Source organism: Psychrobacter sanguinis, from assembly GCF_020736705.1.
In the GTDB taxonomy this organism is placed as follows: Bacteria; Pseudomonadota; Gammaproteobacteria; order Pseudomonadales; family Moraxellaceae; genus Psychrobacter; species Psychrobacter sanguinis.
Window position 1 is genome coordinate 2,829,011 of the sequence record NZ_CP085990.1, and the last position, 20,753, is coordinate 2,849,763.

Here is a 20,753-nt window from a genome sequence, read left to right on the forward strand (position 1 = left end):
GCATTGTCAGGGTAAACTACCTAAGTATAATACAATTACTAAGCCAATAAACACTGTTAACTGACTCAGTATTTACAACAGCATTAATAACACAAAGAACTTAATTTACAATATTCGATTTTTAAAACCCTACTTATAATAAGGGTTAAATGTTTTGTGCTTGATTGAGAACTTGCCATAATTGCTTTTTCAAGCCACTGTCTTCTAGCATTTCTATCAAATACGGTACTTTCTCAAGCTGAGGATGCTCGATACCTTGAGGCATAGGGGTTAAAGCGGCAACCTTAATCTCATGATTTTTGGCTAAGCTGAATATAAAACCGGCCACGCTGGCGTTCGCTGATTCTTTGTCACTAATCTCTGGACAAATTGGAAACTTTAACAATTGTGGGCTGATAGACAATCCGCTTAATATATTTTCCCACAGCCTTAAAGTATTTTCGTCTCTAAAGACGCTGACATCTGCAAGCAGTACCCAGTCTTTAAAGTGAGCCCCTATTACTTCAAAAGGCGCTACCTGCTCCAAGCTATCTGCTAGGTTGACTTTTAGTTGAGTGCTCTTATTTTCAGAAGCATCAAACTTTTGTTTTAAGGCTTGTATAGGATCATTATTGACGGTTTGGTTTTCAGATATTGCGGAGGATTTTTGCGCCTTATCATTATCCAGTGCCGCAGTAGTTTGATCTTGATCTGGACCAACTACCGCTTTCGTTGGAACGGCTACTGGGCTTTGAAGTTGTGCCTCTGAAGATACGTTACCAACCTCTTTAGCACCCTCTACAGTCACTTGATCTACGCCAGTCTCGCTCATTAGCGCTTGCAAGCTTTGTAGCTGCGCCTCGCTATTTGCCTTGTGCTGCTCAGCAAACGTTTGGTAATCAACCTTTATGGTAGCACAATCACGTTGCACCCAAATATCGAGCCCCATCATCGCCAATATTTGTCTTTGTTGAACCAATAAAGCAGGCATCGTACTACCGTCTGAGTGCTGATTATTAGACAGCCCGTTGGCCACAAAGTCAGATTTTATAGGCGGTGTCGGGGGACGAGTGAGGTGCGGGTTTTCAGAGGTCATAGTATTTTAATAATTAATTAATAGTGTTTTAATGATTGGTAGTATTTAGCTTTTAGGGTTTGGCAATATTTTAACAGTACACGATTTCTAAAGGTTAACTACGGAGTGTTTGTTTTTAAAACGATCGCTTTTAAGATAATCGTTTTCAAAACAAGGGTTTTTAATGAGATTGTTTGTGAGCTTATTAGCTAAGAGCAATACTCTATATTGATGAGAAAGATAAGAAGTTAGCTAGGGTCAGTCTAACAAATATCAAGGCAAATCTCGATGTTATTTTAGCCGCTAAATACACTGCTCTATTAAAAACTTAGTGCAAAAACTGAAATTAACAGACAAATAAAAACCCGATACCCAACCACATGTCCGCTTTTGCGTCACACAATTGGATATCAGGTTTCTTATAATACTTTGCTGGGTAGTTTACTTAGCAGCGGTATCTGCTGCAGCGCCTTGCTCTTCACCCCAAATTTTAGGATATTTGTAGCCTGGGAAAGATTTATGCGCATACGCTTTAAAGCTGTCTGAGTTATAAGCATCTGTTACATCTTTAACCCATTTAGCATCTTTATCTGCGGTTTTAACTGCTGACCAGTTCACGTAAGCAAAGCTTGCTTCTTGGTATAATGCTTCTGTTAACTTGATACCAGAATCGGTGGCATAGTTACCATTGATAATCGCAAAATCTACTTCATCACGAGCACGTGGCAACTGAGCCGCTTCAAGCTCAACGATATCAATATTCATTGGGTTAGTAGCGATATCAGACTTAGAAGCCGTTAATGGGTCAACATTGTCTTTCAAGGTAATCCAACCTAGATCATTCATCATAACTAAGGCACGTGCAAAGTTACTTGGATCATTTGGTGCAGAAACCTTCATGCCATTATAAGCTTCTTCTAAAGTCTTTTTCTTACCACTATAAACACCTAACGGCGCTGTTGGCACTTGGAAAACTTCGACTAGATCTAAGTTATTCTCAGCTTTAAAGGTGTCTAAGTAAGGCTTGTGTTGGAAAATGTTGATATCCAAATCACCTTCCGCCAATGCTAAGTTAGGACGAACATAGTCAGTAAAAGTAGTTAGCTTAACCGTATAGCCTTTCGCTTCAAGCTCACCCTTTACTTGGTCACGTACCATATCGGCGAAATCACCTTCAGTAGTACCGATAACAATGGTTTTCTTCTCTTCAGTAGCCGCTGCATTGCTATCCGCTTTAGCCGTCTCTTCATTAGCACTGTTATTACAGCCTACTAACACAAGACCTGAAATACCCGCTACCGCAGCAGCTGCTAGAATCTGTTTACGAATTTCAACTATCTTCATGGATCAATCCTTAAAATAAAAAGGGGATTTCTAACACACAATGTTGTTAAAAAATTTCTCTAGGGTTGAAAATGTTACTGTAGCATAAAATATTGTTACGACAGTTTATAACTCACATTCTAACCGATAAATTCAAACCTCTACATGAAACTTTTGGCAGTGCTTATGAATTAAATTCATTAAGCAGGCATCGACTTGGCTAATCAACAAGCTTATCCATGTTGTCACTGGATTAGCGCTTGTCCAATTTGGCAGCGAGTAAATTACCAATGCCTTGAATGCCTACGACCATGATAGATAGCATGATCACGATAAAGATCATGACTTCTGTCTGATAACGGTAATAGCCGTAACGAATGGCCAAGTCACCCAGACCACCACCGCCAATCATACCGGCCGCAGCTGAATACGAGAGCAAGCTAATACACAAGATGGTTACTGACAACACCAAACCTGAACGGGCTTCAGTTAATAATACCTTGATAATGGTAAATGGGCTGGCACCCATTGATTCAGTGGCTTCCACGATACCGCGTGGCACTTCTCGTAAATTTTGCTCTACCAAGCGTGCGAAATAAAACGAGCCTGCCAATGCCAATACCAATGACGCCGCTACCGGTCCAATACTGGTACCAATCAAAGTTTTGGTAAACGGACTCATCGCAATCATCAAAATAACAAAAGGGAATGCCCGCATAAAGTTGGTTATGCCGCCTAATAAGGCATACAGAGGCTTGTTTTGTAATAACTGTTTGTCACTGGACAAAAATAAGAAAATCCCGAACAAACCGCCAATAATAATAGCGGCAACGGTAGAGATACCCATCATCACAAACGTATCAATTGTCGCTTGCCAAATTTCACTACGAAGTTCCCATAGGCGGGCCGTGGCATCGTTATAACTCATTGCTAGCATCTGTTAATCCTCTTGAACCAAGCCGCGGCCAACTTCAGTTTTGGCGATAATTTGACCGTCAATTATATCAGCGACCTCTAACAGATGACCTTGATGTAATAAAGCGGCACGATTACAAATACGGCGAATAACACTCATTTCGTGCGTCACTATAACGATGGTCACTCCTAATTTTTCATTCACTTCTTTTAAGGTGCTCAATAAAGCTCGTGTGGTTGACGGGTCTAGGGCACTGGTAGGCTCATCTGCTAGCAACACTTTTGGGTTTGGCGCAATGGCGCGAGCAATACCAACACGCTGCTTTTGGCCACCTGATAACTGTGCGGGATAATGATTGGCTCTGTCAGTCAGATTGACGATCTCCAGACACTCCATGACCCGCTCATAAATATTACCTTTGGCGTAACCTGATACTTTTAAATTGAAAGCGACGTTTTCAAAAACAGTTCTGTTAGACATTAAATTAAACTGCTGAAAGATCATACCCACATTGTGACGCGCGACTCGGAGCTGTTTTGGGTTTAAATCTGTCAAAACCTCGCCATCAATTGTCACGGTTCCCCCATCAGGGCGCTCAAGTAAATTCATTAAACGCAACAAGGTGGATTTACCTGCACCTGAGTATCCCATTAAGCCAAAGATTTCTCCTTGTTTAACGGTCAATGAAATAGGCTCGACAGCAGTAAACCAATGGGTTTTACCATCCTTTTGAGTCTGGAATTTTTTGTATACTTGATCTAGAACAATCATATCGCTCATGGTAGTCATCTTGAGTTACGGTTTACAGCTTTAGAAGTTACACTGAAGTTAAAGAAAACACAGTCTGAGAGGTACTGTAATGAAAATTACAAAGCGCAGTAATATAGCATATTGCACTGTCTATGGCATCTACTTATCCAAACAAATCCCATGCTTAACCAGAATATCTAAATTCATTTCGCTAATTAAACACCCCTTATTTCAAGGCAGCATTTCTTAAAACAGCCTTTATTTGTGAAGTAGTTATTGCCTATCAACGTCTGAATAAATTTAACAGGATGCTCAGTACCACACTCACTACTATCATAGTAACAATAGGAAAATAGACACGTGTGTTCCCAGATTCATAGCGAATATCGCCGGGTAATTTACCAAACCAAGAAAAAGCACTTGGAAAAACAGTCCATATTACCCCTAGAACGACCAACACCACCCCTAACATAATTAAAATCTTTGACATAAAACCGCTCCTTTCGATAAAAATAGAATATATTTCATTATTCATGCTAGTTTGTTTTGCCGATTTAACATTGATATTCTTCAATTAAACAGCCATAACCCACATAGGTGACAACAAACCTGCCCCAAACTGGCAGATTTTGATAAAATGATTTCAATTATCACATATACTGTGTGTCAATTTATGTGGTGTCTTTTTATATGGCCACTTTTTTAGGTTGTCATTTTCTATATTTACGCTATTAAATGGCATATTTTGAATTATTTTCCCATTAATCAACATACCTCATTAAGCTTACAAGGATATATATGAATATTTTAATTATTGGATCAGGTGGTCGTGAGCATGCATTGGCTTGGCAATGTGCTAAAGATACAGATGTGCAAACCGTGTATGTTGCTAACGGCAACGCTGGCACTAATCTTGAACCAAAATGTGAAAATATTGACCTTGATACCACTGACCATGAAGCGGTAATTGCTTTTTGTGGTCAAAATAAGGTGGAGCTTATTGTTGTAGGTCCTGAGGCACCGCTAGTAGCAGGTTTAGTTGATGACTGCCGAAAAGCAAATATCGCAACTTGGGGTCCCACTCAATACTGTGCTCAGCTTGAAGGCTCTAAGACCTTTGCTAAAGAATTCATGCAAGCCAACAATATCCCTACCGCAAAATATGAAGCTTTCACTGACATAAAAGCAGCCAAAGCGTATGTCAGCGAGAATGGTGCGCCTATCGTGGTTAAAGCAGATGGTCTTGCTGCCGGTAAAGGCGTCATTGTAGCTGAGACTATTGCACAAGCTCACACTGCTATTGAAGATATGCTTGGTGATAATAAGTTTGGTGATGCAGGAAGCCGTGTTGTTATTGAGCAATTCTTACAAGGTGAAGAAGCCAGCTTTATTTGTATGATTGATGGCGACAATATCTTACCAATGGCCACCAGCCAAGACCACAAACGCGTTGGTGAAGGTGACACTGGCCCTAACACCGGCGGCATGGGCGCTTACTCGCCAGCACCAGTGGTTACGGATGAGGTACATCAAAAAGTAATCGACCAAGTTATCCAACCTGTGGTGACAGCGATGAAAGAAGCCGGACATCCTTATACTGGATTTTTATATGCTGGCCTAATGATTGATGAGAAAAACGATCCGTATGTTATCGAGTTTAATTGTCGTTTTGGTGACCCAGAAACTCAGCCTATTTTAATGCGTCTAAAAAGCTCACTGGTAAAACTTATCGAGCAAGGTATCTCTGGTAATTTGCCGAAAACTGCTGAGTGGGATGAACGTGCTGCGCTAGGCATTGTATTGGCATCAAAAGGCTATCCTGAAAGCTCCTCTAAAGGTGATGTGATTACAGGCCTACCTGCTCTAGGCGGTGATGAAACCACCAAAGTATTCCATGCCGGCACCAAAACCGATGGCGAGCATGTGGTTACAGATGGCGGCCGTGTTCTTTGTGTGACCGCCTTAGGCGAGACCATTGCCGATGCACAGCAGGAAGCTTTAAAAGTAACCGCTTCTATCCAGTTTGACGGTGCTCACTATCGCCGTGATATCGGTTACCGCGCGCTCAACCGTGGCTAATTAAGTTTAGGCTATACTTTGATTGCCATAAGGCCTAATTTTAAAGATTGGGCCTTTTAAGACAAACACTTTATAGCACTAATCGTATCGGTGAATAGCATTAATCAAGTCGGTAAATAGCATTAATCAAGTCGGTAAATAGCATTAATCGCTTCAGTAAATAGCCTTAATCGCATCGGTAAATAGTACTAACCGCATCACTGAAATTTAATCGCACTAATTGTAACTAAAACTGAAAGGTCAGTGCGTCAATAGATTAAGAATGTTACTCTAGAGGCTAGGTACGCCGCATAGTAGAAATTAGCAAATAAAAAAGATTGTCAGACAAGAAAAACTGTCGCGATTTAAAACACTTATAATTTAATATCTTAATCGTACTAACCCTAATTACTTATATCGCTGTTGCAATGGCACATATCCACGATACAGCTTTAGTTTTCAATATGGTTAAAACATGTCAAATTCATCTTCATCAACACCGCCACAAACAGACTTACCTCAAAGCCGTTTAAATAATGAGATGAGTGAGCTTAAAACCTCTCGTCTAGACCGTCGTCTGTCTATGGCCAAAACTTCTTTAAACTTAGGAAGACGTTGGGCAGGTAATAGCTTTAGTGGTTTGTTTTTAAGTAAAGAAGAAAAAGCTTCTCGCAATCAGGAGTTTATGAAGGAACAAGCTGCTTATTTGGCAGATGAACTTGGAAAACTTAAAGGTTCTGTGGTCAAAATAGGTCAGATGCTCGCGTTATACGGAGAGCACTTTTTACATCCAGAGATTACCGAAGCCTTGCACCGTTTAAACGACAGCACAGCTAGTTTGTCTTGGCCGGTAGTAGAAAGAGCACTGCGTGATCAATTGGGTAGTCGTCTAGATGATTTAGAAGTCTCTACCACACCAATTGGCACCGCCTCTTTGGCTCAAGTGCACCGCGCCACTATCAAAGCCACAGGTCAGCAAGTGGTATTGAAAGTACAGTATCCTGGTGTAGCAGATGCGATAGACTCTGACTTAAGTTTGTTCAAACACCTGTTAAAGGTTACCAATGCCGTCCCCCAGACCAAAGCACTCGATGAATGGTTTAATGAGATTAGCGACTTACTAAAAGTAGAAGTTGATTATGTGGCAGAAGCACAGACCACAATGCGGTTTTACGAGCGTCTTAAGCAAGATGAGCGCTATGTGGTACCTGAAGTTATTGAAGCCTATTGTACTGACAGATTATTGTGCTTGAGCTTTGAAGAAGGGGTGCCTGTTACCAATGCTGATCTGAAGTCTCTGCCACAAAATCGCCGTGATGCCTTGGGTAAAGCTGCGATAGATATCATGTTAAATGAGATTTTTGTTTGGGGCGAAATGCAGACCGATCCCAATTTTGGTAATTACTTAATTCGCTCAGAGCCAGTGGATAAGCCTGATGGTAAAGATAAACTCATACTATTAGACTTTGGTGCCATGCGTCAGTTCGATGATGAGCTGCTAAAGATAGCGCGTAATCTTATGCTGGCAGGCTTTAATTATGACAAGCAGCAAATGATGAATGCCATGCAGGGCTATGAGTTCTTTGACACAATGAGTCCTGAAGTAAAAGCAAATATGGCTGATGTATTTCTACTGGCAACAGAACCTTTTAGAGATCCTAATTTACCTCAAAATAAAGCCAGCGGTTTAATTGATGATCAAGGATTTTATCATTGGGCTAATAGCAATTTACATAAGCGACTAATGGAAAGCTCAGGCAGTGCCATGCAGTCCCGCGAGTTTAGTTTGCCTCCCAAAGAATTTATGTTTATTAGCCGTAAATTTATTGGCGCTTATACCTTCTTAACGGTATTAAATGCAAGAACCAATACTTACGACACCATTAGTCAGTTTGTGCCCATTAATGTAACTGCAGCACACGCTTAGCTTTTGGCTGGAGGCATTACGCCTCTTGTGCTATTGCTATGATGCAAGCTCGATATGATTCAAGGTCGTTATCATTAAAAACCTTTATTATTAAAAGATCTTATCGTTAAAATAATCCTAAAAGCTTGTCAATACTGAGTTTACCACTGAGTACTGGCAAGCTTTTTTAATACCTATCGCTATTGAACAATCTATCTGGCTATCTGGTTCTTTATTTATTACCCTATTCAATCCTGTTCACGGTCATTTAGCTTACCTTCAAGCGCTGAAGAATTCCAGTTATCAAATCGGGTGCAGTATCCTTCAGGCTTAACCATTTGTAATTCCCAACAGGTTTCACCACGTGCCAAATACTTGATTTCAAAGTGAGTGCGCTTGCTCTCTATCGGCACTTTACTTCTTTCGGTAGATAAACACCAAGTATTAATCGCTTGATTGTAAGCGTTATCCACATACTCTTCGATGTTACTGGCTAAGACAACCTTACCGTTAGGTTTTAATCGTGACAATAGAAATTCAAAAAATGGCATATTGAACCATTGTTGATTTGGATTCTTGGGTTCAGGATTGGGGTATAGTAAATAGAAAACATCGACACTTTGTGCTGGTAAAGCATGTACGCAATAGGGAATGGCATCAGCATGCACTGCCAAAAGATTGTCTAGACTGACCACTTCCTCATTGACAGACTTAACCAAACTGCTAAAGGCAGTAAATTTATTCTGAGTCCTTTCAATAGCGATTAAGTCATGGTCAGGATTTTTTTTGGCATACAAACAAGCATGCATTCCCTTCCCCGCCCCAATCTCTACAATCAACGGACGAACGCTTTCTGTGTCAGCTTGTTCATTACCTTGATTATGCTCTTTACTTCTATCTTCGATGATATTGGCAACAAATGACGGGATCGAGAAATCTCTAGGCGCTGTCAGTCTTTCAGGTTTAAAACATCTTTTTTTATGATGGCTTACTTTCTGATCGGATAATAAAGAGCTAACATTTGATACTGGCATAATATTTTTATACACTTAATCGGATTATGGAATTATAAGATACTAGCCATATATTAGCATTTATCCATAGCTCTTAGGGCGCACCAACCTGCAAAATTTAACCCCTTAAGTCACGATTAACCCACCTTAATAAGATATAACGATAGCGTATGAGCGCCGTAATACTCATGCTATAATCTTAACTACTGATTCTTTTGTCTCTTGTATTCTACTGCTTTTATTTTAGTGCTTTTTTATTATGCCTTGACCATTTCTTAGGTTGACCTGATATTAGATCATTATTCATTAATCCTATAATTTTTATTTAAAGACTGTGTAATATGACCAAACCTACTGCTATGTCTAAAGCAATATCTACTCAGAAAACTTATCCCTGCCCCAATTGTCAAAAACCGACGGTATGGCAAGACAACCCTTATAAGCCATTTTGTAGTGATCGCTGCAAATTGATTGATTTGGGGGCTTGGGCAAATGAAGAGTATCGAGTAGCCGCTGAGGACTCCCCCTTTTCAGATGATTTCAATCAGTAATTGCTAGTAAATACTCCATACGTTATTTTAATTGTGTACCATACCCCCTATTCGGATAACCTATATCCTACTACCCTAGAGCTCAATATTTAAGGATTTATTATGTCAGCTTCTCACTCCTATATTATGCCTACCTACAGTCCTCAACCTATAAGCTTTACCCGAGGAGAAGGCAGCTGGCTTTATACCGCTGACAATACCCCTTATTTGGATGCTCTAACGGGTATCGCTGTCTGCGGTTTAGGTCATTGCCACCCCAAAGTGACCCAAGCCATTCAAGAACAAGCCGCTACCTTGGTACATACCAGTAACTTATTTCAGATTGAATGGCAAGAGAAAGCGGCTGAAGCGCTTTGCACGGCCGCTGGCATGGACAGCGTGTTTTTTGCCAATAGCGGGGCGGAGGCTAATGAAGCAGCTTTGAAAATGGCCCGTCTTTATGGTCACCAAAAAGGCTATAAAAAACCCAAAGTTATCGTTATGGAAAAATCATTCCATGGCCGTACTTTATTGACGGTAACAGCCACAGCTAATCCAAAGGCTCGTGAAGGTTTCTTCACCTTAGATTCAGATTTTATTCGTGTGCCATTTGGTGATATCGAAGCTATAAGACAAGCTGCTCAAGACAATGAGGAAGTTACCGCTGTCTTATTAGAGCCTATTCAAGGTGAAGGTGGATTAAATACCGCAAAAGATGGGTTTGCTTATCTAGAGCAAGTACAAGCCTTGTGTGATGAGCAAGATTGGTTGTTTATGATTGATGAAGTACAGACAGGTAATGGTCGTACCGGCAAATACTTTGCTTTCCAGCACAGCAACGCCAAACCAGATGTGGTATCTACAGCCAAAGGCTTAGGCAATGGCTTCCCTATTGGTGCCTGTATGGTTCGAGGCCGTGCCCGTGATTTATTCCAAGTAGGTAGTCATGGCTCTACGTATGGTGGAACACCTTTGGGCAGCCGTGTGGTACATACTGTTTATGATGTGTTATCGAATACTGATATTATGCAAAATGCCGTTACCGAAGGCAATTATATACAGCAAACATTAAGTGAAGAGTTAAAAGAGCTTGGGGTAACCACTCGGGGGCACGGTATGATGATTGGTGTGGTTTTACCTGAAGGTACAGACTGTAGCTCATTTGTTGACCAAGCCCGTGACACTGAGCAGCTGATATTGAATATCACTGGCGGTCACGTTATTCGTCTACTTCCGCCGTTGAATATGAAGCGTGATGAAAGCGATCAGCTCATTGAAAGACTGAGCCGCTTGATCAAAGCCACATTAAATTAATAGTGGCTATAAACCAACTATAACAATATTCATCATACCAATGGCCATAAAAAACCCCTTCAAGTTAGCTTTGAAGGGGTTTTATTCTAAGACAACCATTACTGATTTATAATACCAATTCCAAAAAATAAGGTACAATATAACCAACTCAACAACATAATAGAATCACATGCCGAAAAAAACCCCTAGAAATCATAAACTCACAGACCACGATTTTCTGCAATTATCTAAAACAGAAGGCAATGCCAGAGCACGAATCAGACTACTCATGCTGCATCAACTGAGTCAAGGTCATCCTATAGCGACCGTAGCAGAGAACTTTGGCTATAACCCTAGAAGCGTCTATACCATAAGAAGGAAATACTGGTTGCATGGTATCACTAGTGTCTATGACGCAGCTGGCAGAGGCAGAAAGAGTCTTTTAGCAGAAAAAGACATAGAACCATTCAAACAAGCGATAGTAGAAGCTCAGCAGCAAAGAGGTGGTGGTAGGCTCACGGCAAAAGACATCGCACAAATCGCCAAGGAGCAATTTAACGCCAACTATACCCCTAAAGCGATCTATCCTCTCATGAAACGTATTGGTATGAGCTGGGTATCTGCGCGTAGTCGGCATCCTAAGGCAGATCCTAAAGTCATGGAGGCATATAAAAAAACTTCCTTGAGCAGATAAAGCAAGTTCTACCTGATGGTGTTGATATCAAGCAAGTTGATATATGGTTTCAGGATGAAACACGTATTGGCCAACAAGGCTCTATCACAAGGGTTTGGCACTATAAAGGACAAAGACCTCGAGTAGTCAGGCAGCAGCAGTTTGAATCAACTTATCTATTTGGTGCCTTTAATCCGGCGACAGGTGAGAGTGTTGGACTTGTTCTACCTTATGTGAATAAGCAAGCTATGGCATTGCATATGGAGGAAATCAGTAAAGCTGTTCCCGAAGGTCGGCATGCCGTGGTGGTTATGGATGGGGCGCTATGGCACCAACCAAGTTTGGATCAAGACAATGTGACCATGCTTAAATTGCCTCCCTACTCACCTGAGCTTAACCCTGCTGAACAGGTATGGCAGTACCTTAAACAGCATTGGTTATCTAATCGCTGTTTTGAGAGTTATGATGCGATTGTCGATGCGGCATGTGACGCTTGGAATGCATTGTGTAATCAGACTAACTTAATTAGGTCTATCACTCAGCGGGAGTGGTGCGACTTGAGTGTTATTTTTTAGAATTGGTATAACTATTGCAACGGTATCAATCGTCTGTTATTGCAATAGTATAAACCACCACTTAGCTAAAAACTTGAAAGCTGTTGTAGCGTAAGCTTGAGTAACGACTGGGTATCAACAATAGTCTGACCTGCTTCAGTTTCTCGGGCCGCTTTAATGGCTCTTTGTGCTTCTTTATCACGGTACCCTAAGCTAATGAGAGCTGATTCAACCTCTGCCAGAATCACCCCTTCACTGCCAGCAAGAGATATAGTGGCGCCGCCTTGCTCTTCAAACAAACCAACACTAGTTTCAATATTATCAAACTTCCCTTTTAATTCAATTAACAGGCGTTGAGCCGTCTTTTTGCCGATACCAGGCACCCGTGTCAACGCAACGTCATTGTCTGTCTCAACAGCTTGCTTTAATTCAGGCGCTGACATAGTGGACATCATCGCCAATGCCATTTTAGCCCCCACACCATTAATACGAATTAACTGACGAAAAACGTCTCTTTCCTGATGTTTTATAAACCCATAAAGTAATTGTGCATCTTCCCGTACATGAAGATGGGTCCATACTGACACCGTAGCGTCAAGTTGCAATTGACAAAAATCTGGCAAGGGTAGCTCAACTTCGTAGCCAACACCCGATGCTGTCATGATACAGGCTACAGGTGCCGCTAAATGACATACCCTACCTTCAATAGATCCTATCATAGTATTATTCTAATTCTCTAATAAAAAACAAACCCTATTATAGCAAAGATAACCTGCTATTAATTGCTATAACTAACTGCCATAGCGACCGCTTTACCCACACTTTATACCTTCAAAGTTTTAGGGTTAAATCTGAAAAACTAACAACAGAAAATTAAAACTAATATACAAAATATCGAAGTCCAAAACTTTAGAAATACGTATATAAAAACGGATAAAACCCCATAAAAAAAGCTCCGATAATTATCAGAGCTTTTTATAACTTGCGTTATTAGACGTTTAGATTATTTATTCATAGTATTTAAACACTAAGATTTAAGAATACTACGATTTAAATTAGTACTGTTGATCTTCGTCTACAGCTTCAGCAACTGCTGGATCTGCTTGTAAATCAACACTATCAGCTGTGTTGTTGGCTACATTTTTTGAGCCTTCAGCAACAGCGGTAGCACCTTCAGACACAGCAGTTGCTGTCCCTTCAACGGCAGAATTAGCGCCTTCAGCGATAGCTTCACCAGTATTTACAGCAGCACCGGTCGCAACTGCGCCAGCTGTTTGTGCATTGTCAGCAGCATCAGCGCCTGCACTTTCAGCAGCAGCTTCTACGTTGCCAGCATCAGCAGCTTGTTCAGTTTCTTTGCTACATCCAGTGATAGCAAATACACCTGCAACAACACCAGCGATTAAAAGATTACGTTTTAACATGTGAACTCCTCACAAATGTGATATTAGAAATTTTCAGCATTCTAATGTTAATTCAGTAAAAACACAAGTAACGCTTAGTAAACCAAAATTTAGTTTAGCTAAAATAACAGTGTCAAAATTCCTACTTATACACTTATGGTAATGGAAAAATTTATGCACAATATTACATAAGGTCCATAAAAGATTGAAAACAAAGATAAAAAATAGCCACACTACCCGACTTTTTTAAACTTAAGCTTACTGAGCTTCCTTAGTGTAGAAGGCAGTCATGCTATTATGAAGTTTAAAATTGTATAGTAATGTGGCTATTATGCGACTGCATTAAAAATATTATAAAAAAGACAAGAATTATAATTCAGATTGCCTGTCTTGATTCATAAACTTAGTCTACAGTCCAATGTGGTTATTTATTGCTATATTTCTCTAAAGCAGCAACAGCAGGTAGTACTTTGCCTTCTACGAACTCTAAGAAAGCACCGCCACCCGTAGACATGTAGCTTACACCGTCTTCTACGTTAAACTTATGAATAGCTGCTAGGGTATCACCGCCACCAGCGATAGAGAAGCCTTCACTATCTTTCACCGCTTCAGACAATAAGCGTGTACCTTCAGCAAAAGCATCTACTTCAAAGACACCCACTGGACCATTCCATAGAATCGTAGCCGCATTTTTAACCGCTTCAAAAATATGCTCGGCCCCTTCAGCCGCCACATCTAAGATCATCTCATTGTCACTTACGGCATCAATGCTTTTTACCACTGGGGTCGCTGACTGTAATGAATTAATAAAATCATCAAAGTTGATTTGGTTCTTATCAGCCACCACCACATTTTGAGGCAGTAAGATTTCTGTCTGTGTCATAATCTCTTTTGCAGTATCGATCATGTCTGCTTCATACAAAGAAGCACCGACTGAATGACCTTGTGCTGCAATAAAGGTGTTTGCAATACCACCACCCACGATAATTTGATCACAGATTTTTGCTAAGCTGATTAATACGTCAAGTTTAGTCGATACTTTAGAGCCGCCTACGATTGCCACAAGTGGTTTTTTTGGCGCATGCAAAGCTTTATCTAAAGCATCTAATTCAGCCGCTAATAAAGGACCTGCACAGACCACTTTACCTGATTTGGCGGCAGCTTGAATAACACCTTCAGTAGAGGCTTGAGCTCTGTGCGCCGTACCGAAAGCATCCATAACAAACACATCGCATAAGTCTGCATAATGTTGTGATAAAGATTCGCTATTTTTCTTTTCACCGACGTTAAAACGCACGTTTTCTAACAGTACGACATCACCTGGGGTAACAGTAATTTCTTGCTCAACATAGTCTTTATTTAACGCGACTGGCTGACCTAAATGTTCGCTCAAATAATCAGCCACAGGTTGCATAGAGTATTTTTCTTCGAACTCACCTTCAGTAGGACGACCTAAATGTGAACATACTAGAACCGCAGCACCTTTCTCAAGGGCAAGCTTAATAGTAGGTAAGCTCGACTGTAGACGAGCATCATTAGAGATTTGTCCGTTTTGAATTGGTACGTTTAAATCTTCACGAATTAAGACGGTTTTTCCTGTTAAATCTTGGTTTTCCATTCTAGCGAAATTCATGTATTTACCCTTAATTAATATCGGTACAAAAATTAATATCCGTACCAGTTAAAATTGGCACTGACTTCTGCGTTGAGGCTACTAAAAATAATTTGAAGAATTCTATCATATTTTTGGCATTTATTTTCACTTCTATTGGGTCACCCTATTCTCAATAAGACTTAAACTTTTCAAGCTATTATTTAGAGGACTTCAAAGATTTATTGGTCAATAAGTGGTAATATAATAGTAATAAATAGCCCTTTAATACTGTTGTTTGATGCGGTTATCTTGATTTAATGATTGAAGTCATCTGAAGCATTTATACCGTTAAATTTTAACCCCTTATACTATGTGAAATTTTTTATATAACTGCAATAACTGTTATAACTGCGAAAACTGTTAAAAAGCTATTAATATTTAATCAGCATTACCAAACAATAAAAGATATTTTTTAAGGAGATCACCATGAGTAGAGATTTTTCTGCTGCAAAAACCCGTTTGTTAGAACTACAACAAGAGTATCAGACTCGTATCGATAAAATCGAAGATCATATTTATAATCCCCAGGACGATTTAAACGAACACTGGGATGACCAAGCCATTTCCATGCGTGATAATGAAATGCGTAAAACTTTGGGTGGTGGTTCAAAAAGTAGGCTGACATTAGACATATCCATGATTGATGTAAAAGAAAGCTAAATCAAAGGCTTTAAAGTGATTTTCCAGCTTTTTAGAAAAGTTACAACTTCGCCTAAATGCTCGCCTTACTCGATGTCTGATAGTGCAATTATTACCTTCAATACCGACCGTGAAAAACTTGCCAATGACTTGGGTAAAGCCCTTAAAACCGGTAACAAAGCTATCCCAGGTATCACTAGCGATTCTAGCACAACTTACGCCTAAGGCTTGCAGTTTAGCTTTAAGCTTTTTGACAGTGTTAAGGTCTCGTTTTCCCCACACATAGGCAACAATTTCACCTGTGTCACGGTGATAGGCATAAATTAGCCATTGTTTGTTGGTCTTCTTGCCTACGAATGTCCAAAGCTCATCGACTTCAAGACAGTCGTATTGCCTTTGCTTGGGGGTTATTTGGTAGTGACACTTTTTTAGGGTGGCCAGTACTTTGCCTTTGCTGATTCTCTCAACGCAAGCGATGTCTTTTATGCCACTGCCTCGAACCATAAGATGGCGTATTTTGCTATCTTTTTGGGAGTGACAGCCTTGGTACGTTAAGGCATGGTCGCCAATAAACTGCCGTTTGCAGTCTTTGCATTTATAGTTTTGTTTACCATAGCTTTTGAAGCCATTTTTCTTTATACTGTCACTTAGACAGGCTGGGCATTTGATGTATAGTGTGATTTGCATTTCACTATTTTATCAATTTCTCAGCCTGTTTTTTTTCAGCCTACTTTTTGAACCACCACCAAACTTTGTTGTTAGAAGCCAAACAAAGCCTTACTTATGTTAATAATGCCCTAAGCCGTATTGAAAACGGTACTTATGGTGAATGTACGGTTTGCGGTGAAGATATTGAAGATAAGAGACTAGAAGCCGTGCCCTATGCCACATTATGTATGGAACATGCGTCTTAAGTTAGATAAGACCCACATTTACTCAATTTCATTATCCCATAAAAAAAGATTGCTCTAGGAGCAATCTTTTTTTAATACCATTACTTTCTATATAGCCCTATAACTTTGTTAAACCCTCTCACAGTAAATCAAATTAAGAGGCGATTAAAAAAGTTATACTCATCAAACTGTATAGTACAACGAAGTGCTAAACAGTACGACGAAGCGCTAAATTATGTAGAATATTTTCAGCATCATTCCAGCGGGTATTAGAGCTATCTGCACCTAAAATAACAATGATAGCCGGACGGTTATTAAACTGAGTTTCCATAACCACACACTGACCCGCTTCGTTAATAAAGCCAGTTTTAGAAATACCGATAGGATAAGTACCACCACGAACTAACTTACTAGTGTTACTAGCAGGATAAGTGCGGTTGCCATCCGTGTAGTTGGCTACGTAGAAATCATAGTTTTTAGTGGTAGAGAAGCGACGAATAACTTCATACTGACCTGCTGCCTGAACCATTTTAGCCAGATCCATCGGTGAGGCTACGTTACGCTTATCAAGTCCAGTTGGGTCACCAAAGAAAGCACTATTCATACCCAGTGAACGGGCTTTAGCGTTCATAGCACGCATAAATGCGTCATAGCCACCTGGATAGTTTCTAGCCAATGACTTAGCTGCTGGGTTTTCAGATTTCATTAATGCCATTAACAACAGCTCTGCACGGTTCATACGGTCGCCAGATTTTAGACGTGAACTTGCGCGCTTAGGACCCACAAAATCTTCAGGATCAAGCTTAATCTCTTCACGCATATCAAGACCCGCATCTAAAACAACCATGGCGGTCATAATTTTAGTAATAGAAGCGATTGGACGGGCAATATCAGCATTCTTCTCATAAAGAGGCTTGCCTGTTGCCACGTCTAGGACGATCACCCCACGTGATCCTGTTGAAATAGGCAATTGATCTAGATAGCTTGAACTGCTAGAAGGACTAGAATAAGTATTGGTTGAAAAGGTAGTGGTAGAGTTGATGGTAGTGCCTGGATTAGAATACATAATGCTACGGGCTTCTGACAGACCACCTGCATTGCCCCACTGTACTTGCGAGCTACCTGTTTTGCTAGGCTCTACAATTGTTAGTGCCGCATTAGATATTGAGCTTGCGCTACCCAGACCCAATGCGATGCAAACAAAGATAAAAGATTTATTGAAAGATTTATTTATGCTCATATGTCATCCCACTTGAGTCGTAAAATATAGTGTAAAAAAGAATAATTAACTATCGAGTTGATTCGCTGTATGATGTGGTTCAGTAAAAAACTGAATCAATTAGTAATAGTAGGTATATTGACTATAATCAGCACATAGTAGACCGAACATTTAAAATGTTTAGCGTTATGTACTGAAATTATAAGTTTTTTGATATAAGAAGATGATTTATCCAATGACCAAAAGTAATACAATTTATAAACTTTAGTACTAATTTATAAACTTAAACACCATACTAATACTAAATATAGCCTATAGGATAAATATCTTAACATCATTAATCTTGGTCGTTAAGTGTTAATTCCATATTGGGGCATAGGATTAAGGTATGTTGGCAATTCAAAACAATTCTTTTACGCTACAGTAACATAAATTTACTGCTATGATGGTTTTATGAGTTCCTTTAGGATAAGAATATGATTAAAGTTTTGGTGGTCGATGATCACGACTTAGTAAGAATGGGCATTAGTAGAATGTTGGCCGATGATGCAGAAATTGAAGTTATTGGCGAAGCCGATAGTGGTGAAGCTGCTATTAGGATGGTTAAGGCATTAAACCCTGATGTGGTTCTACTAGATGTAAATATGCCAAATATTGGCGGTGTAGAAGCAACGAAACGTTTACGCCAATTTGATGATAAAGTAAAGATATTAGCAGTGAGTAGTGTGTCCTCACAGCCCTATCCTTCTATGCTATTGAAGGCAGGTGTCAATGGCTACATCACCAAAGGCACCCCACTTGCTGAAATGATTAAAGCGATTAAAAAAGTCTATCAAGGTAGCAAATACTTTAGTAGTGATGTGGCAGAGCAATTGGCCGATATGCTGCTAACAGATAATGAAGAATCGCCATTTGATAGACTCAGTGAAAGAGAAAAGCAGGTAGCGATGATGGTCGTTAACTGTCAAAGTCCACAGCAAATTGCTGACCAATTATTTGTGAGTGTTAAAACAGTCAATACTTACCGTTATCGCATTTTTGAAAAAGTTGGGGTAGACAGTGATGTTAAGTTGACCCATTTGGCCATGCGTCATGGATTGATTACCCCTTAGCATGCAGTCAATGATAGACTTTTAAAAACATGCAATCTTTTAAAAAAAAAAAGAGCCTCTAATTAGAGGCTCTTTGTATTTTATATTAAGATTACTGAGTATTGATTTATAACGGTAATAAAGGTAATCGAAAAAAATCAATACCGATTACCCCATTATTCAATTAATAGTCATTAAGAATACTGCCATCTTCAAAATCATTATCAAATTTTATGCCAAGAGGTCTGTCTTGGGACAATAGTAAATTAACGGCTTGCTGCTGCCAGTCCGCGCCATCATGAGTTAAAATAAGATCAGGTTTGACCCCAACACCATCTATCTGTTCACCTTTGGTGCTACGATACTCTGCCACTGTCAGCTTAATCCCACCGCCAGATTTAAGCGGCACTACTTCTTGGACGGTGCCTTTACCAAAACTTTGTTCCCCTAAGATTTTTGCACGATGATTACTCTTAAAACTACTCGCCAGCACTTCTGCGGCAGAAGCTGAATAACGGTTTTGCAAGATCACTACCGGCAAATCTGACAAATAAGGGGTGCCATTTGTCTTAATAATCTGGCCATGATTGGTTCGACTACGCACTTGAATCAAAGAACCGTCTTTGATAAACAAGCTGGCAATATCAATGGCGGAAGACAACACGCCTCCCGGATTATTACGAACATCCAATACGACACCGGTGACAGGCATACCTGATTTCTTTAATCCATTAATGATTTGAGCTTTAGAACCATTTTGAAACAAAGGCAGACGTATGATGGCGATGCTATTTTCAACGGTCACTGTCGGCTCATTATCGGCAGGAAGATTACGTTGTAAGGTGATATTGCGTCGCGCACCATTTTGACTATTACTCACAGTGATTTGTACCTGAGAGCCTGCAATACCTGAAAGCAACTGCTGAATATCCTGCTCAGTCATATCTGCTGTCAAGTCCGCGTTTTTAACCCGCAGTAACTTATCGCCCACTTTAATCCCGGCTTCTTTGGCAGAGGACTGACTTAATACGGAGTCAATTACCCAGCTTTGTCCGATAGGATTATATTTAACGCTTAAACCAACTTGAGCAACCTCACCATCAGTAAAGCTACGCAAGTGGTCATAATCCTCTGGCGTTAAGTATTCAGCATGCTTATCCAACTTTTCTAACATACCACTAATGGCTTGTTGGAATAAAACTTCATCATTGACAGGACGCACATAATCATGACGAATAACATCGATAACCTCCACAAAAGCTTGTAAGGTCTTGGGAGAAATGGCATTTAGGGGAACGTGTTCTACACCCAATCGCTCTCCTTGCACCATATCACTATCGTCATCCTCATCTTCGGTATCGATAAACACAGGTTGTGCATCTATATCATCACCGTCCTCAACATAGCCATCAAGATGAGCAACTGCATCAATGTCATCGCACCCCTCTCCACAGGTCACTTCAGATTCCTGACCCGTAGTAGCTAGATTGTTCAGTTTTTGAGCATTGTCCGACTTTGAATTGACCGCTGTAGACCCGTTTGTAGCTGATGATACAGTCAACTGCGTCAAGTCACGCTTAGAAGATAGCGATTGTCCGTTAGAGGAACAACCGCTGAGCGTAACAGAAAGTGCCAAGAGCGTAAGACCAACAAACTTGTTGAGCTTATGGGCGCTACAAAAAGCTCCCTGAGTCTGGGCCAGACTCACAGAGCCTTGAGATTTTGATAAGTTTTGAAAGTTTTCCGATTGCATCGCATGCTCTGCTATAAGTTGCGGTAAAGGG

The 20,753-nt window shown here is 40.2% G+C and carries 20 protein-coding genes and 1 pseudogene; 9 read left to right on the top strand and 12 right to left on the bottom strand.

All coding sequences use genetic code 11. The features are described 5' to 3' along the window. Nucleotides 1-145: 145 nt before the first annotated feature. The 5 genes from LK453_RS11875 to LK453_RS11895 all read right to left on the bottom strand — a co-directional run bounded on the left by LK453_RS11875 (nt 146) and on the right by LK453_RS11895 (nt 4,533). The gene (locus LK453_RS11875; protein WP_201537773.1) at nt 146-1,075 is read right to left on the bottom strand and encodes a hypothetical protein; all 930 of its coding nucleotides are present in this window, start codon (nt 1,073-1,075) and stop codon (nt 146-148) included. A 420-nt stretch (nt 1,076-1,495) separates the two neighbouring features. After that, nucleotides 1,496-2,398 carry a MetQ/NlpA family ABC transporter substrate-binding protein gene (locus LK453_RS11880; RefSeq protein ID WP_007393638.1) on the bottom strand — a complete coding sequence of 301 codons (903 nt, stop codon included), beginning with the start codon at nt 2,396-2,398 and terminating at the stop codon, nt 1,496-1,498. Between the two features lie 232 nt (nt 2,399-2,630). Then, a complete protein-coding gene (locus LK453_RS11885; RefSeq protein ID WP_007393639.1) occupies nt 2,631-3,314 on the bottom strand; it encodes a methionine ABC transporter permease in 684 nt (227 codons plus the stop codon). Between the two features lie 3 nt (nt 3,315-3,317). Continuing rightward, nucleotides 3,318-4,073: a methionine ABC transporter ATP-binding protein gene (locus LK453_RS11890; RefSeq protein ID WP_201527218.1), complete on the bottom strand. Its 756-nt coding sequence runs from the start codon at nt 4,071-4,073 to the stop codon at nt 3,318-3,320. A 253-nt stretch (nt 4,074-4,326) separates the two neighbouring features. After that, entirely contained in the window at nt 4,327-4,533 is a 207-nt protein-coding gene (locus LK453_RS11895; protein WP_201537775.1) for a DUF2905 domain-containing protein, read from the bottom strand. A 308-nt stretch (nt 4,534-4,841) separates the two neighbouring features. On the opposite strand from LK453_RS11895, the gene purD reads away from it, so the two are divergent. Beyond that, nucleotides 4,842-6,122 carry a phosphoribosylamine--glycine ligase gene (gene purD / locus LK453_RS11900; RefSeq protein ID WP_201537777.1) on the top strand — a complete coding sequence of 427 codons (1,281 nt, stop codon included), beginning with the start codon at nt 4,842-4,844 and terminating at the stop codon, nt 6,120-6,122. Between the two features lie 454 nt (nt 6,123-6,576). Continuing rightward, on the top strand, nt 6,577-8,028 hold the full coding sequence (locus LK453_RS11905; RefSeq protein WP_201537779.1) for an ABC1 kinase family protein: 1,452 nt from the start codon (nt 6,577-6,579) through the stop codon (nt 8,026-8,028). 227 nt (nt 8,029-8,255) lie between these two features. On the opposite strand, the gene LK453_RS11910 is transcribed toward LK453_RS11905, so the two are convergent. Continuing rightward, a complete protein-coding gene (locus LK453_RS11910; RefSeq protein ID WP_201537781.1) occupies nt 8,256-9,041 on the bottom strand; it encodes a class I SAM-dependent methyltransferase in 786 nt (261 codons plus the stop codon). Between the two features lie 320 nt (nt 9,042-9,361). On the opposite strand from LK453_RS11910, the gene LK453_RS11915 reads away from it, so the two are divergent. From LK453_RS11915 to LK453_RS11930, 4 genes are all read left to right on the top strand, one after another. Further along, nucleotides 9,362-9,571, top strand: a complete 210-nt coding sequence (locus tag LK453_RS11915) for a DNA gyrase inhibitor YacG (protein WP_007393645.1) — start codon at nt 9,362-9,364, stop codon at nt 9,569-9,571. Between the two features lie 102 nt (nt 9,572-9,673). After that, entirely contained in the window at nt 9,674-10,864 is a 1,191-nt protein-coding gene (locus LK453_RS11920) for an aspartate aminotransferase family protein (protein ID WP_201527207.1), read from the top strand. 169 nt (nt 10,865-11,033) lie between these two features. Next, nucleotides 11,034-11,537, top strand: a complete 504-nt coding sequence (locus LK453_RS11925) for a winged helix-turn-helix domain-containing protein (protein WP_201534378.1) — start codon at nt 11,034-11,036, stop codon at nt 11,535-11,537. Between the two features lie 26 nt (nt 11,538-11,563). Beyond that, nucleotides 11,564-12,091 (top strand): IS630 family transposase, encoded by a 528-nt coding sequence (locus tag LK453_RS11930; protein WP_227945203.1) that lies wholly within the window; start codon nt 11,564-11,566, stop codon nt 12,089-12,091. A gap of 65 nt (nt 12,092-12,156) precedes the next feature. On the opposite strand, the gene ruvA is transcribed toward LK453_RS11930, so the two are convergent. The 3 genes from ruvA to LK453_RS11945 form a co-directional block, all read right to left on the bottom strand. Next, nucleotides 12,157-12,789, bottom strand: coding sequence for a Holliday junction branch migration protein RuvA (ruvA, locus tag LK453_RS11935; protein ID WP_201527205.1), 633 nt, complete (start codon nt 12,787-12,789; stop codon nt 12,157-12,159). A gap of 336 nt (nt 12,790-13,125) precedes the next feature. Further along, entirely contained in the window at nt 13,126-13,494 is a 369-nt protein-coding gene (locus tag LK453_RS11940) for a hypothetical protein (RefSeq protein ID WP_007393648.1), read from the bottom strand. 403 nt (nt 13,495-13,897) lie between these two features. After that, nucleotides 13,898-15,106 carry a phosphoglycerate kinase gene (locus tag LK453_RS11945; RefSeq protein WP_201537783.1) on the bottom strand — a complete coding sequence of 403 codons (1,209 nt, stop codon included), beginning with the start codon at nt 15,104-15,106 and terminating at the stop codon, nt 13,898-13,900. Between the two features lie 447 nt (nt 15,107-15,553). On the opposite strand from LK453_RS11945, the pseudogene LK453_RS11950 reads away from it, so the two are divergent. Further along, a pseudogene (locus LK453_RS11950) lies at nt 15,554-15,724 on the top strand (TraR/DksA family transcriptional regulator); the annotation flags it as partial. A gap of 27 nt (nt 15,725-15,751) precedes the next feature. Here the strand turns inward: LK453_RS11950 and LK453_RS11955 are convergent. Beyond that, entirely contained in the window at nt 15,752-16,453 is a 702-nt protein-coding gene (locus LK453_RS11955) for an IS1 family transposase (protein WP_227953986.1), read from the bottom strand. A gap of 47 nt (nt 16,454-16,500) precedes the next feature. On the opposite strand from LK453_RS11955, the gene LK453_RS11960 reads away from it, so the two are divergent. Beyond that, nucleotides 16,501-16,680, top strand: coding sequence for a TraR/DksA family transcriptional regulator (locus LK453_RS11960; RefSeq protein ID WP_379652733.1), 180 nt, complete (start codon nt 16,501-16,503; stop codon nt 16,678-16,680). Nucleotides 16,681-16,867: 187 nt separating this feature from the next. On the opposite strand, the gene LK453_RS11965 is transcribed toward LK453_RS11960, so the two are convergent. Then, the gene (locus LK453_RS11965) at nt 16,868-17,899 is read right to left on the bottom strand and encodes a serine hydrolase (RefSeq protein ID WP_007393651.1); all 1,032 of its coding nucleotides are present in this window, start codon (nt 17,897-17,899) and stop codon (nt 16,868-16,870) included. A gap of 455 nt (nt 17,900-18,354) precedes the next feature. Here LK453_RS11965 and LK453_RS11970 point away from each other — a divergent pair, with 455 nt between their 5' ends. Beyond that, nucleotides 18,355-18,990 (top strand): response regulator, encoded by a 636-nt coding sequence (locus LK453_RS11970; protein WP_201527201.1) that lies wholly within the window; start codon nt 18,355-18,357, stop codon nt 18,988-18,990. Between the two features lie 163 nt (nt 18,991-19,153). Here the strand turns inward: LK453_RS11970 and LK453_RS11975 are convergent, their stop codons facing one another. Beyond that, nucleotides 19,154-20,722 (bottom strand): S41 family peptidase, encoded by a 1,569-nt coding sequence (locus LK453_RS11975; protein WP_201537785.1) that lies wholly within the window; start codon nt 20,720-20,722, stop codon nt 19,154-19,156. Between the last annotated feature and the right edge of the window lie 31 nt (nt 20,723-20,753).